We start from the raw sequence: 13,979 nt of genomic DNA, 5'->3' as shown, positions 1-13,979 counted from the left end.
GGCGGGGCCTCACCGGAGGTCACCTCGGCGTAGCCCTCGCGCACCTTCTCCGCGACCTTCTTGTTGTACTCCTTCTGCGCGGCGTCCTCGTCCGGGAACACCTTCTCCTTGCGCTGGCCCGCCGTGCCGATGCGGCCGTAGGTCACGATGAAGGTGGCGCCCTGGAGTTCGGGCACCCAGAACTTGGAGCTGTTGCCGTCGACGAATTCGAACCTGCGCATGGACGCGGAGGTTACTCCAGCTTCGCGGCCAGTGCGCGCAGTCCCTCGTCACGCGACACGCTGCCCGTGTAGCCCAGCTCCAGCCGGGCCTTCTCGTCGCTCACCGTCACCTCCTGGCCCGCGAGCAGCAGCTCCGTGCGCGACAGCGGCGGCGCGCTCTTGAGGCCCAGGAGGTCCCAGACGAAGTCGCTGACCACGGCCACCGTCGCGGCCAGCGCGGTGGGCATGGACCTGTCCCTGGGCTCCACGCCCTGCGTCTTGAGCAGCGCGGTGACGAAGGCGCGGAACTCCACGGGCGGGCCGTCGGTGAGGAAGTACGCCTGTCCCCCCTGCCCCTTCTCCGCGGCCAGGAGCATGCCCTCCACCACGTTGGCCACGTGGCAGGTGGACGTCAGGTAGTGCCCGCCGTCAATCCAGCGGAAGCGCCCGGACTTCACCGCGGCGACCAGCGTGGGCAGCAGGGTGGTGTCCCCGGGTCCCCAGACCATGCGGGGCCGCACGGCGACGGTGGTGAACTCCGGTGAGCTGACCTGGAGCACGAGCCGCTCGGCCTGGCCCTTGGTGGACGGGTACGGGCCCACGGGGCGCTCGGGCAGCGGGTGGGTTTCGTGGAGGTTCTTCATGGGGCCGCCGTCCACCAGCACGGCCTCCGTGCTCACGTGCACGAAGCGCTTCACGCCGGCCGCGCGCGCCGCCTCCAGCACGGCCTCCGTGCCGCGCACGTTGGCCTCGTAGAAGGCCGCGCGGGGGCCGGACAGCTTCACGTGCGCGGCGGAGTGGAAGACGGTGTCGCAGCCCTCCATGCCCAGGCGCAGGCGCTCCGGATCCAAGAGGTCGCCCTCCCACGGTTCGCCGCCCGCGGCCTGGACGGCCTCCATGGCGGCGGGAGAGCGGGCCAGCGCGCGCGCCGGTTCTCCGCGCTTCGCGAGCGCCTTGAGCAGGTGCTTCCCGACGAACCCCGAGCCACCGGTGACGAACGCGCGCACGTGTGAAGCCTCCTGACGTCCGAGGACGCCGCTCCTACCACTCCCGGAAGGGGCCCGGGTAGCCCGGGCCCGCGCGTCAGAACATGTCGCGCAGGGAGGGCGCGGGCCCGGAGAACAGGGCGCTGGCCGTGTCGAGCGACGCGTCGTCCGCGCTCAGCATGCCGGCGAGCTGGAGCGCCCGGGGCGTGAGGAAGCCGGTGTAGAGCGGGGCGAGGGCGCGCACGTGCACCTTGAGGTTTCCGTCGCCACCGGGCCGGACGCGGGCGGTGCCGCCCTCCACCTCCAGCACGAAGCGCCCCGTGTTCTCCGGGAGGAGGTCGTCCTCCACGTCCAGGTGGAGCGCGCCGGAGAGGCCGCGAGGGAAGCCGCGCGCCTCCAGCGACTTGGGGACGTCCAGCAGGCGCGTCATCCAGTGCATGGAGAGCTTCACCTGGTAGGTCTGTTCACGCAGCAGCGCGAGGAGCGGTTCGTCCGCGCCGCCGAACCACATCACGTCCCGCGCCAGCGAGCGGTGGTCGCCGAGGAAGCGCAGCAACCGGCGCGCGGCGGCGGGCGTGGTGGCGGTGAGGTCCGTGAGCTTGACGGCCTGCGTGGGCACGGCGCCCTGGGGCGAGAGGCCGCGCACGAGGTACACGTAGCCCTCGATGCCGGAGGCGCCCTCCACGACGTAGCCATAGGCGGTGTCGTTGCGGGGCGTGCGCACGCGCCGCCAGATGTAGTCCCCGCGGTCCAGCCAGCCGTGGTGCTGGGAGGCGAAGCGCCGGTAGCACGCCTCCACCGCCGCGTCGTCGGACGGGCGCAGGGGGCGCAGGGACAGCGAGCGTTCCCCCAGCTCCAGCGAGGCCGCGTCCACGTGGATTTCGTAGCGCGCGCCGGAGACCTCGTAGCCCACGCGCCGGTAGAGCGGCTGGGTCGCGGGATAGAGGACGGAGAGGGGGGCGCCCTCGTCGCGCATCTCGCGCAGGAAGTGATGGAAGAGGCGCGTGGCGGCGCCGGCGCCCCGGTGCGCGGGAGCGACGCCCACTCCGCCCACGCCGATGAGGGGCACGGAGCGCCCGCCGAGGAACTGGCCCATGCGGATGAGGGTGAGCGTGGCGGCCACTTCGCCGTTCACGCGCAGGATGCGCAGGGAGGACTCGGAGAAGTTCTTGCGCACCACGGTCTCGGAGTCCGCGAGCGGCATGGCGAACGCCTGCGCGATGATGTCCGCGATGGCGGACAGCTCCTGTTCATCCCTCGGTGGTCCGTAGGCGTCCTTCTCCATCCCGCATCCCCTTGCTTGACGTCAGGCGGCGCGAGCATGGCGCAGCGGATGGAGCGCGGGGAAGCGCGCTGTCACTTCGTGGGCTTCGGGGGCAGGCGACCGTACTTCCGCAGGGCCTTCACCAGCCGCTCGGGTGGCAGGCCATGGACGCGCACGTTCTGGAAGCCGGTCATCGTGTCGGAGGCGAGCATGGAGTTCAGGATGGCCTCCTGGGTGGCCTGCACCGTGGCTTCGAAGAGGGGCGTCATCCGCTCGTTGTCGAGCATGGAGACGGGCGCGACCTCCGTGGTGCTCACGGGCTGGGTGGAGAAGGCGAGGAAGATGTCGCCGGAGGAGTTCTCTCCCAGGCCGCCCATCTTCCCGATGCCGAGCGGCACCCGGCGGGCCAGGCGGTCCAGTTGGTGCGGCAGGAGCGGCGCGTCGGTGGCCACCACGACGATGATGGAGCCCATGCCTTCTGGCGGGGGCGGACCGGCGCTGGCGCGCTTCGAGCACGGCGGAAGGTTGGCGCGGTAGGGACCTTTCGGCGCGGTGTCTCCGAAGTAGCAGGAGCGCAGGTCGGGAATCTCCTCGCCCACGGGAGCGCCGGCGACGGAGAAGAGGCGGCGGCTGCCGTAGTTGCATTGCACGAGCACGCCGACGGTGTAGCCGCCCTGCTCCGCCGGCAGCTTGCGGGAGGACGTGCCGATGCCGCCCTTGAAACCATGGCAGATCATCCCCGTGCCGCCGCCGACGGAGCCTTCGGCGACAGGGCCGGAGCGCGCGGCGTCGAGCGCCTGCATGGCGTGCGGAGGGCGGACATGGAAGCCATCGATGTCGTGCAGGAAGCCGTCCCAGGTCTCCGCGACGACGGGGAGGCCCAGCTCCCAGGTGAGGTCGCGCTTCTGGGCCCAGGTGATGACGCCTTCGTGCACGGCGCCCACGGCGTGGGTGTCGCTGATCATCACGGGGCCGGAGAGCAGGCCGGATTCCTTCACCCAATGGGAGCCGGTCATCTCACCGCTGCCATTGAGGTCGAAGGTCGCGGCGAAGACAGGCTGGGCAATGGCCTCCCGGCCACGAGGCAGCACGGAGGTGACGCCGGTCCGGACGGAGGTGCCGGTGTTCAGCGTGACGTGGCCCACCTCCACGCCCTTCACGTCGGTGATGGCATTGAGCGAACCCGGCTGTCCGCCGAAGGGGATGCCCAGGTCACTGGACCGGGGACGCGCGGTGCTTGTGATTGGCAGGAGGCACAGCAGGCCCAGGAGGACGGCGGGACGAAGTTCCATGGGCCCGGGTTCTACACTTCGACGAACTGTCCTCCCACGATGCCGGTCTGTTCCAGGGCGGCCTTGAGCTGTCCATCGACGATGAGCGCGGACCGGAATCCCCACGGGCGGAACACGCGCTCGTCAGCGACCCGTGTTTTGTCGATACGCAGCCCGACAACGTACTTGTATCCCCCTACCTTTTCGGGCTGACCGTCTTCAGGTCTCCAGAACTGGACCTCTTCACTCGCCACTTCATCAACACAACGGACCGTGCGCGTGGCCACCAGGAGGAAATAGGGCTCGTGCTGCCCCTCGACCTGCACCGGGAAGAGCTGCACGTCGCGGGAAGCCTCCGCGCGAAACACGTCAGCCGTCCTGGCGCTGAGGATGGGTGTGAACCCCACCCCAGCGGAGGTGAAGTCCAGGGGGCTCCCGGGCCGGGAGAGAGGAATCAGCAGCGGTCCAGGGTCGGGAATGGGCTCCCCGAGCGTGAACACCCAGGGGTCATCCAATCGCTGGCCATCGAGCTGAGTCGGTGTCTTGAAGTACCAGCGCCCCGGTACATACACATCGATGTCCAGTTCGAAGAACTGCCGTTCCTTTGCATCAGCCATTTCAGACCTCGACGAACCGTCCTCCCACGATGCCGGTCTGTTCCAGGGCAGCCTTGAGTTGTCCATTGACGATGATGGGCAGGAGGTATCCCCAGGGACGGAAGACGGCGGCACTGCCCACCTCCGAGGCGTCGATGCGCAGGCCGGAAACGACATGGTACTCCCCCACCTTGTCGGGACGTCCGTCCTCGGGCGTCCAGCGTCGTGCCTCTTCACAAGCGGCATCGTCGATGCAGCGGATCATGCGCATTACGTTGAGCAGGTAGAAGGGCTCGGCCTGCCCCTGGATTTCCACCGGGAAGAGTTGAACGTCGTCCGGGGCCAACTCCCGGAACACGGATGCGATGCGGCCACTGACGATGGGCGTTCCGGCCACCGTCGTCTTGTCGAAGTCCAGCGGCTGGCCGGGCCGGGACAGCGGCACACGCAGCGGCCCAGGCTCGGTGACGGCCTTCCCGGACACGAACGCCCAGATATCCGGAACCGTCTTTCCATTCAGGCCGGTGGGCTCCCGCAGATACCAGCGGCCCGGCGCGTCGATGTCGAAGTCGAGTTCGAAGAAGTGTCGCGGCATGGTGGCTACCCCTGCGGGTTCTTCGTGACGAGCTTCCGCAGCTTGGTCCCCGCAGTCACGAGCTCTCTCGCGATCCTCGCGAGTTCGTCAACCAAGGCGGCCCGGCATTGCCCGGTGTCCTGGCATCCCTGCATGGCGAGTCGGAGCCGGCGCAGCACTTCTACATGGTACTCGCGAGGATGAGGCCCCCGGTGCCCCTGGATGCGCACCTGATTCGCGGCATCGGAGAGTTTCAGTCCGGCGGACTGGAAGATGTCTTCGAAGATGGGTGTCCAGGGTCCACCTGACTGCTCAGACACCTCGTTCTTGTCCGTGCAGATGTGATGAACATCTCCCTCGGGGTCGCCCTGGATTCCGCCGCCCCCGGGCCCCATGGCGACGGCCGCCACGGCGGTGGGCGCCAACGTGACGTTGAGCACTCCCGCTGAGGACACGGAAATGGACCGCACCTCACCGGCCAGCGCTCTCGACAGCTGGAATCCACCCTCCACCTCCGCCCTCAACGCCGCCTGCGGGAAGCCCGGCAGCCGTGGCCCCTGCGCGGCCATCGCGCTCCTGCCACCGAGCGCCGTCATCGCGACGATGACCAGGACCCGCGCGCCGTTGGCTCCCAGGACACGCCCGAAGCGATGCCCAGCCTCCTTGAGGCCGGCCACGTCCCGCGCATCCCGCGACTCGTCCATGAGCCGCAAGAACGCCTGCCCCATGTTCCACACAGGCCCTGTTCCCAGATACGCGATGAGCGAAGCCGTCAGCACCACCGCGACCAGCTTGGTGATGGGCTCCGGTGCGACCAGCATCACCATCGCGGTGCCGATCATCGTCGTGACCATGGCCCGCAGCGCCACGGGATCCAGCAGGTCCTCCACTGCATCCGCCACTCCTTCCCAGACCGTGTCGAGCGCGAAGGAGAGCGCCAGCCTCCGCCGCTCCATCGGGTCCAGGGAGAAGCCATCACTCAAACGGAGCACCTGCCGGCCTTGAGCCCCCGCGACGATGCTTCCCACCGACGCCAGCAACGAGCGCCGGCCGTCCTCCCGGAGCGCGACGTCCAGCTTCAGCTCGAGCACCAACTGCGTGACCGCGTCCTTGAACGCCTCCTCGTCAATCCGGACCGGCCGCGTCTCCACCGGCGTATAGGCAATGGGCCGGCCCCGTCCCGTGTCGAGGTTCACCACGCGCGTCGTCGCGCAGCCCGCCGTCAGCCACAGCAGCACGGCCATTGCCCAGAGCTTCATGCGCCCTCCACGCTGATCGCATCGGTCAGCCCCACGTGTCTCGCTTGCCTATCGAACGGCAAGCTTCCATTGAAGCGGAGCACGGCGGGACGGAGTTCCATGGGCCCGGGTTCTACACTTCGACGAACTGTCCTCCCACGATGCCGGTCTGTTCCAGGGCGGCCTTGAGTTCTCCATCGACGATGAGAGCGGAGCGAAGTCCCCATGGGCGGAACACGCGCTCGTCAGCGACCCTGGCTTTGTCGATACGCAGCCCGGCAACGTACTTGTATCCCCCGACCTTCTCGGGCTGCCCGTCTTCAGGAGTCCAGAGCTTGAACTCTTCACTCGCGGCCTCATCAACGCACCGGACCGTGCGCGCCGCGACCAGGAGGAAATAGGGCTCGACCTGTCCTTCAACCTGCACCGGGAAGAGCTGCACGTCGTTGGGGGCCAGCGCGCGAAAAACTTCTGCGGCCCGAGTACTGAGAACGGGCGCGACCCCTACGCCAGTGGTGGTGAAGTCCAGGGCAATCCCAGGACGGGAGAGCGGAATACTCAGCGGGCCCGGGTCGGGGATGGGCGTCCCACGCGTGAACACCCAAGGATTATCCAGTGGCTGACCGTCGAGGTGGGTCGGTGTCTTGAAGTACCACCGCCCCGGCACATACACGTCGATGCACAGGTCGAAGTACCGCCGCTTCATCGCGTCAGGCATCGGGATTCCGGGTGATGAGCTTGCGCAAGCGGGTGCCTGCGGTTGTCAGGTCTTTTGCGATGGCCGCCAGGACGTCCACCAGCGCAACCCGGCACTGCGCGACGCCTCGACATTCTGCCATCGCCAAGCTGAGTCGATTGAACACTTCTTGATGGTACTCCGCAGGATGAGGTCCTCGGTGCCCGTTGATTCGAACCAAGTTCGCCGTGTCATTCAGACTCATTCCCGCCTGTTCGAAGAAAGATTCAAAGAGCGGCGTCCAGGGTCCACCTGACTGCTCAGACACCTCGTTCTTGTCCGTGCAGATGTGATGGACATCTCCCTCGGGGTCACCCTGGATCCCTCCGCCTCCAGGTCCCATGGCGACGGCCGCCACGGCGGTGGGAGCCAACGTGACGTTGAGCACTCCCGCTGACGACACGGAGATGGACCGCACCTCACCGGCCAGCGCCCGCGACAGCTGGAACCCACCCTCCACCTCCGCCCTCAACGCCGCCTGCGGGAAGCCCGGCAGCCGTGGTCCCTGCGCGGCCATCGCGCTCCTGCCACCGAGCGCCGTCATCGCGACGATGACCAGGACCCGTGCTCCGTTGTCTCCCAGCACGCGCCCGAAGCGATGCCCCGCATCCTTGAGGCCGGCCACGTCCCGCGCATCTCGCGACTCGTCCATGAGCCGCAAGAACGCCTGCCCCATGTTCCACACAGGACCTGTTCCCAGATACGCGATGAGCGAAGCCGTCAACACCACCGCGACCAGCTTGGTGATGGGCTCCGGTGCGACCAACATCACCATCGCGGTGCCGATCATCGTCGTGACCATGGCCCGCAGCGCCACGGGATCCAGCAGGTCTTCCACTGCCTCCGCCACTCCCTCCCAGACCGTGTCGAGCGCGAAGGAGAGCGCCAGCCTCCGCCGCTCCATCGGGTCCAGGGAGAAGCCATCACCCAAACGGAGCACCTGCCGGCCTTGAGCCCCCGCGACAATGCCTCCCACCGACGCCAGCAGCGAGCGCCGGCCGTCCTCCCGGAGCGCGACGTCCAGCTTCAGCTCGAGCACCAGCTGCGTGACCGCGTCCCTGAACGCCTACTCGTCAATCAGGACCGGCCGCGTCTCCACCGGCGTATAGGCAATGGGCCGGCCCCGCCCCGTGTCGAGATTCACCACGCGCGTCGTCGCGCAGCCCGCCGTCAGCCACAGCAGCACGGCCATTGCCCAGAGCTTCATGCGCCCTCCACGCTGATCGCATCGGTCAGCCCCACGCGTCTCGCTTGCCTATCGAACGGCAAGTTTCCATTGAAGCGGGGCACGGCGGGACGGAGTTCCATGGGCTCGGGTTCTACACCTCGACGAACTGTCCTCCCACGATGCCGGTCTGTTCCAGGGCGGCCTTGAGTTCGCCATCGACGATGAGCGCGGGCCGCCATCCCCACAGACGAAACACCCGTTCGTCAGCGACTCTTGTCTTGTCGATACGTAATCCAGCGATGGCCAGATACTGGCCCACCTTCTCGGGTTGCCCGTTCTCTGGCTTCCAGAGTTGAACCTCTTCACTCGCCACTTCATCAACGCAGCGAACCGTACGCGTTGCGACCAAGAGGAAATAGGGCTCGGGTTGGCCCTCGACCTGCACGGGGAAAAGCTGCACGTCGTTGGGGGCCAGCGCGCGAAAAACTTCTGCGGTCCGAGGACTGAGAACGGGCGCGACCCCTACGCCAGTGGTGGTGAAGTCCAGGGGCTTCCCATGACGGGAGAGCGGAATACGCAGCGGGCCCGGGTCGGGAATGAACACCCCATCCGTGAACACCCAGGGGTCATCCAAGGGCTGACCGTCCACATGGATCGGTGTCTTGAAGTACCAGCGCCCCGGTACGTACACATCGATACACAGGTCGAAGAACCGTCGTTCCTTCACATCATGCATCGGGATCCCTGGTGATGAGCTTTCGCATGCGTGTGCCCGCGGTCGTCAGGTCCTTCGCGATGGATGTCAGGACGTCCACCAACGCAGTCCGGCACTGCGCGACGCCTCTGCATTTCGCCATTACCTGGCTGAGTCGATTGAACACCGCTTGATGGTACTCCGCAGGATGCGGCCCTCGGTGTCCGTTGATCCGCACCAGATTCGCGGGGTCGTTGAGGCTCATCCCCGCCTGTTCGAAGAACGGCTCGAAGAGGGGCGTCCACGGACCGCCTGACTGCTCCGACACCTCGTTCTTGTCCGTGCAGATGTGATGAACATCTCCCTCGGGGTCGCCCTGGATTCCGCCGCCTCCGGGTCCCATGGCGACAGCCGCCACGGCGGTGGGCGCCAGCGTGACGTTGAGCACTCCCGCCGACGACACGGAGATGGACCGCACCTCACCGGCCAGCGCTCTCGACAGCTGGAATCCACCCTCCACCTCCGCCCTCAACGCCGCCTGCGGGAAGCCCGGCAGCCTTGGTCCCTGCGCGGCCATCGCGCTCCTGCCACCGAGTGCCGTCATCGCGACGATGACCAGGACCCGCGCTCCGTTGGCTCCCAGGACACGCCCGAAGCGATGTCCCGCCTCCTTGAGGCCGGCCTCGTCCCGCGCATCCCGCGACTCGTCCATGAGCCGCAAGAACGCCTGCCCCATGTTCCACACAGGACCTGTTCCCAGATACGCGATGAGCGAAGCCGTCAACACCACCGCGACCAGCTTGGTGATGGGCTCCGGTGCGACCAGCATCACCATCGCGGTGCCGATCATCGTCGTGACCATGGCCTGCAGCGCCACGGGATCCAGCAGGTCTTCCACTGCCTCCGCCACTCCCTCCCAGACCGTGTCGAGCGCGAAGGAGAGCGCCAGCCTCCGCCGCTCCATCGGGTCCAGGGAGAAGCCATCACCCAAACGGAGCACCTGCCGGCCTTGAGCCCCCGCGACGATGCCTCCCACCGACGCCAGCAGCGAGCGCCGGCCGTCCTCCCGGAGCGCGACGTCCAGCTTCAGCGCGAGCACCAGCTGCGTGACCGCGTCCTTGAACGCCTCCTCGTCCATCCGGACCGGCCGCGTCTCCACCGGCGTATAGGCGATGGGCCGGCCCTGCCCCGTGTCGAGGTTCACCACGCGCGTCGTCGCGCAGCCCGCCGTCAGCCACAGCAGCACGGCCATTGCCCAGAGCTTCATGGCACCGCCTCCTCCGGGATTGCCGTGCAGGCAACCAGCCAATGCCTTTCTAACAGGTGCTCCCGCCCAGCCGGTGCTAAGCCCTGGTTTCCGGAGGAAGCACGCCCATGCGGAAACTGACCTATTACGTCGCCACTTCGCTCGACGGCTTCATCGCCTCGCCCACCGGTGCGTACGACTACTTCAGCACGGAGCCGGACTACTTCGACGCCATCGCCGCCGAGTACCCGGAGACGCTCCCCGCCGGCTACCGCGCCTTCAAGGGCATCACCGGCCCGGGCAGGCACTTCGACACCGTGCTGGAGGGCCGCAACACCTATCAGGTCGGACTCGACGCGGGCGTCACCAACGCGTACCCGCACCTGGACCACCACGTCTTCTCCCGCACCCTCACGAAGAGCCCCGACCCCGCCGTCCACCTCTCCAGCACGCCGCTCGCCACCGTGCGCGAACTGAAGGCGCGCGACGGCCTGGGCATCTGGCTGTGCGGGGGTGGCGCGCTCGCCGCCGAGCTGATGCCTGAAATCGACGCGTTCATCATCAAGGTGAACCCCGTCATCGTCGGCCAGGGCATCCGCCTCGTCGAAGCGGGCTTCGCACCCCACCGCCTGCGCCTCACAGGCACGCGCACGGTCGACTGTGGCGTCGTCTTCCTGAGCTACGACCACCTCAAGCCCTAGCCCGGCCGCCCCGTATTGGACCTGGGGACAATGCGGCCTTGAAAATCCACGGGTTCTCCACGCAGGGTGTGAGCTTCCGCTCTGCTCGGAAGCCCGGTCTCCCGGCAGGGTTGGATGGTGGATGGATCCACTGCACCGTTCCCCCCCGCTGTCCCCTCCCCGTGCGTTACTCTGGACCGTCTATGAGAAGTCCCCTGGACGACAGCCAGCCTCCCTCGTCCGCCAGCGGTGGCGACATCGCGTTCGCGCATCCCAGCGCGGCCCGGGACATGGCCACCCAGCTGCGCCTGTTCATCGACAGCGTGAAGGACTACGCCATCCTGACGCTGGATCCGGCGGGCCTCATCATGAGCTGGAACACCGGCGCCGAACGCATCAAGGGCTACCAGTCCGAGGAGATCCTCGGCCAGCACTTCAGCCGCTTCTACCCGCCCGAGGACGTGGCCCGCGGCAAGCCCCAGCAGCACCTGGACATCGTCTGCCGCGAGGGCCGCTTCGAAGAGGAGGGCTGGCGCGTGCGCAAGGATGGCAGCCTCTTCTGGGCCAACGTCGTCATCACCGCGATGCGCGACTCACAGGGCCAGCTCGTGGGCTACGGCCAGGTGGTGCGCGACTTCACCGAGCACAAGCAGGCCCAGGAGCAGCTCTTGCAGAGCGAGGAGCGCTTCCGCCTGCTCGTCGAGCAGGTCCAGGACTACGCCATCTACATGCTCGACGTGGACGGCCGCGTGTCCACCTGGAACGCCGGCGCCGAGCGCTTCAAGCAGTACAAGGCCGAGGAGATCATCGGCCAGCACTTCAGCCGCTTCTTCCCCCCGGAGGACGTGGCGCGGGGCAAGCCCTGGTACGCCCTCCAGGTGGCCGCCCGGGAAGGCCACTTCGAGGAGGAGGCCTGGCGCGTCCGCAAGGACGGCAGCCTCTTCTGGGCCAGCGTCGTCGTCACCGCGCTGCATGACCCGGCGGGCAACCTCCGGGGCTTCGCCAAGGTGACGCGCGACATCACCCAGCGCAAACAGTCCCAGGAGCGGCGCGAGCTGGAGATGCTGCGCGACGCCGTGCGCGCCCGCGACGAGTTCCTCTCCGTCGCCTCGCACGAGCTGAAGACGCCGCTCACCCCGCTGCAGCTCAAGCTCACCGCCCTCTTGCGCACCGTGGAGAACAACCCCTCCGCCACGCTGCCCGTGGAGCGCATCTCCCGCGACCTGGAGGTGGCCCGCCGGCAGGTGCGCAAGCTGTCCGACCTCATCGAGGACCTGCTGGACGTGTCGCGCATCAGCATGGGCCAGCTGCGGCTGGACCGGGCGCCCATGGACCTGGCCTCGCTCGCGCGCGACGTGGTGGCCCGCTACGCGCCCCAGTCCGCGCAGGTCGGCTGCGTCGTCACGCTGGAGGCCCCCACCCCCACCCCGGGCCACTGGGACCGGTCCCGGGTGGATCAGGTCATCACCAACCTGCTCACCAACGCGCTCAAGTACGGCGCGGGCAAGCCCGTCCACATCCGCGTGCGCATGGAGGCAGGGCTCGCCGTGCTGAGCGTGAGGGATGAGGGCATCGGCATCCCGATGGAGGACCAGCCGCGCGTCTTCGAGCGCTTCGTGCGCGCGGTCTCCGAGCGCAACTACGGCGGCCTGGGGCTGGGCCTCTTCATCACCCAGCAGATCATCGAAGCCCACAATGGCATCGTGCAGGTACGCAGCGCGCCCGGCGAGGGCTCGACGTTCACCGTGATGCTGCCCCCGGGCCCGGACCTGCCGCCTGAGCCTGGAGCTGGCGCTCCTCCCGAGCCGTGAGGATGTAGCGGTAGGGCACCACGCGCGTCAGCTCATGCAGCGTGGTGACCCCGTCCGCCACCTTCGCCAGCGCGTCCTCCACCAGCGTGCGGAAGCCCTTCGCCCGGGCGTGCTGGCGCAGGCGGACCCCCGGCGCCCCGGTGGCGATGAGCAGCTGCAGCTCCGGGTCCACCACCAGCAGCTCGAACAGGCCCACGCGTCCCTTGAAGCCGGTGTGGCGGCACGCCTCGCAGCCCTGCCCCGCCCGGGGCTGCACGCCGTCCAGGAGCGGCCCCAGCAGCGCCAGCTGGTCCGCCGTCGGCGCGGCGGGCGCGGAGCACTCCGGGCAGATGCGCCGCACCAGCCGCTGCGCCAGCACCGCGAGCAGCGCCTCCGCGATGTCGCCGTCCTCCAGCTTCAGCCCGCGCAGGCGGCTCACCGCGCCAATGGCATCCGCCGTGTGCAGCGTGCCCAGCACCACGTGCCCCGTGGCCGCCGCCATCAGCGCGGTGCTGCCCGTCTCCAGGTCGCGGATCTCCCCCACCAGCATCACGTTGGGGTCCTGCCGCAACAGCGCGCGCAGGAGCGTCAGGTGCGGCATCTGCGGCGACACCTGCTTCTGGTTCACCTTGGGGACCACGTACTCGATGGGGTCCTCCGCGGTGATGATCTTCTTGCGCCCGTCGTTGAGCCGCGCCAGCGCCGCGTACAGCGTCGTCGTCTTGCCGCTGCCCGTGGGCCCCGTCACCAGCACCAGCCCCTCCGGATTGCCCAACAGCCGCAGCACCGTGGCCTGCAGCTCCGGCGTCATCCCCAACTTCTCCACCGGCACCAGGCCCACCGTGGCGTCGAGCAGGCGGATGACCACGTCCTCGCCCGCCGGGGAGGGCACCACGCTCACGCGGAAGTCCACGAACTTCCGCCCGCCGTCCCATTCATAGAGTGCCCGCAGGCGGCCGTCCTGGGGGCGCCGCTTCTCCGAGATGTCCAACCCCGCCATCACCTTGATGCGGCTGACCACCTCCGGCAGCGAGTCCGGAGAGATGTCCGTGTACGTCTGGTGGAGGATGCCGTCGACGCGGTAGCGCAGGTCCACGTCGTCCGTGTAGCTCTCCACGTGGATGTCGGACGCGTTCTGCGCCACCGCCACCTGGAGCACGTGGTTCACCAGCTCCACCGCGGTGGGGCGCTGTGACAGCGGCGTGCCCGCCTTCAGCACCACGTCCACCGACGCGTGCACGCCCGCGCCGAAGCCCACCTCCAGCGCGGAGTCGATTTCGTAGCGGTTGAGCCGCACGGGCCGCACCGGCCGGCGCAGGAAGTCCGCGATGCGGTAGCGCACGGACTCGTCCCCCGGGTCCAGCATCGCCACCGTCACCGGCTCCGTGTCGTTGGCCGCGTCCACCTTGCCCATCACCGCGACGCCCAGGCGGCGGCAGAAGGACTCGGGGAGCAGGCGCAGCGATTCACGGTCCAGCGTGAACTGGGGCAGTTCGGAGAACGGGGGCACGTCCGGGGGAGCCATGGCCCGCCGGC

General features: G+C 68.4%; 15 protein-coding genes. 2 read left to right on the top strand and 13 right to left on the bottom strand.

The window, feature by feature from the left end:
* The 12 genes from D7X55_RS04430 to D7X55_RS04380 all read right to left on the bottom strand — a co-directional run.
* Window positions 1-221 (bottom strand): WGR domain-containing protein (locus tag D7X55_RS04430; RefSeq protein ID WP_121722323.1); only part of this gene is annotated, 221 nt, incomplete at its 3' end.
* An 11-nt stretch (window positions 222-232) separates the two neighbouring features.
* Window positions 233-1,207 (bottom strand): NAD(P)-dependent oxidoreductase, encoded by a 975-nt coding sequence (locus D7X55_RS04425; protein ID WP_121722322.1) that lies wholly within the window; start codon window positions 1,205-1,207, stop codon window positions 233-235.
* Window positions 1,208-1,283: 76 nt separating this feature from the next.
* Entirely contained in the window at window positions 1,284-2,471 is a 1,188-nt protein-coding gene (gene eis / locus D7X55_RS04420) for an enhanced intracellular survival protein Eis (protein ID WP_121722321.1), read from the bottom strand.
* A gap of 71 nt (window positions 2,472-2,542) precedes the next feature.
* Window positions 2,543-3,742, bottom strand: coding sequence for a P1 family peptidase (locus D7X55_RS04415; protein ID WP_121722320.1), 1,200 nt, complete (start codon window positions 3,740-3,742; stop codon window positions 2,543-2,545).
* Window positions 3,743-3,753: 11 nt separating this feature from the next.
* Window positions 3,754-4,338 (bottom strand): imm11 family protein, encoded by a 585-nt coding sequence (locus D7X55_RS43230; protein WP_158626312.1) that lies wholly within the window; start codon window positions 4,336-4,338, stop codon window positions 3,754-3,756.
* A gap of 1 nt (window position 4,339) precedes the next feature.
* Window positions 4,340-4,912: an imm11 family protein gene (locus D7X55_RS04405; protein WP_121722318.1), complete on the bottom strand. Its 573-nt coding sequence runs from the start codon at window positions 4,910-4,912 to the stop codon at window positions 4,340-4,342.
* Window positions 4,913-4,917: 5 nt separating this feature from the next.
* The gene (locus tag D7X55_RS04400; RefSeq protein WP_121722317.1) at window positions 4,918-6,150 is read right to left on the bottom strand and encodes an AHH domain-containing protein; all 1,233 of its coding nucleotides are present in this window, start codon (window positions 6,148-6,150) and stop codon (window positions 4,918-4,920) included.
* A gap of 112 nt (window positions 6,151-6,262) precedes the next feature.
* Entirely contained in the window at window positions 6,263-6,847 is a 585-nt protein-coding gene (locus D7X55_RS04395) for an imm11 family protein (RefSeq protein ID WP_233609577.1), read from the bottom strand.
* Window positions 6,840-7,904 carry an AHH domain-containing protein gene (locus tag D7X55_RS04390; protein WP_233609576.1) on the bottom strand — a complete coding sequence of 355 codons (1,065 nt, stop codon included), beginning with the start codon at window positions 7,902-7,904 and terminating at the stop codon, window positions 6,840-6,842. Before D7X55_RS04390 ends, D7X55_RS04395 begins: the two co-directional genes overlap by 8 nt.
* A gap of 27 nt (window positions 7,905-7,931) precedes the next feature.
* On the bottom strand, window positions 7,932-8,072 hold the full coding sequence (locus D7X55_RS44495) for a hypothetical protein (protein WP_233609575.1): 141 nt from the start codon (window positions 8,070-8,072) through the stop codon (window positions 7,932-7,934).
* Between the two features lie 112 nt (window positions 8,073-8,184).
* On the bottom strand, window positions 8,185-8,769 hold the full coding sequence (locus D7X55_RS04385) for an imm11 family protein (RefSeq protein WP_121722316.1): 585 nt from the start codon (window positions 8,767-8,769) through the stop codon (window positions 8,185-8,187).
* On the bottom strand, window positions 8,762-9,994 hold the full coding sequence (locus D7X55_RS04380; RefSeq protein WP_121722315.1) for an AHH domain-containing protein: 1,233 nt from the start codon (window positions 9,992-9,994) through the stop codon (window positions 8,762-8,764). Before D7X55_RS04380 ends, D7X55_RS04385 begins: the two co-directional genes overlap by 8 nt.
* Window positions 9,995-10,101: 107 nt before the next feature.
* Here D7X55_RS04380 and D7X55_RS04375 point away from each other — a divergent pair, with 107 nt between their 5' ends.
* Together D7X55_RS04375 and D7X55_RS04370 are read left to right on the top strand one after the other, a co-directional pair.
* Window positions 10,102-10,674, top strand: a complete 573-nt coding sequence (locus D7X55_RS04375) for a dihydrofolate reductase family protein (RefSeq protein WP_120549898.1) — start codon at window positions 10,102-10,104, stop codon at window positions 10,672-10,674.
* A gap of 182 nt (window positions 10,675-10,856) precedes the next feature.
* A complete protein-coding gene (locus D7X55_RS04370) occupies window positions 10,857-12,464 on the top strand; it encodes a PAS domain-containing sensor histidine kinase (RefSeq protein WP_121722314.1) in 1,608 nt (535 codons plus the stop codon).
* Here D7X55_RS04370 and D7X55_RS04365 read toward each other — a convergent pair.
* A complete protein-coding gene (locus tag D7X55_RS04365; protein ID WP_121722313.1) occupies window positions 12,394-13,968 on the bottom strand; it encodes a GspE/PulE family protein in 1,575 nt (524 codons plus the stop codon). The two genes, D7X55_RS04370 and D7X55_RS04365, sit on opposite strands and share 71 nt — an antisense overlap.
* Between the last annotated feature and the right edge of the window lie 11 nt (window positions 13,969-13,979).

This window comes from Corallococcus sp. AB049A (assembly GCF_003668885.1).
GTDB lineage: Bacteria > Myxococcota > Myxococcia > Myxococcales > Myxococcaceae > Corallococcus > Corallococcus interemptor.
Note: the sequence above shows the minus strand (reverse complement) of the source record. Positions and strands in the feature narration are given on the sequence as shown.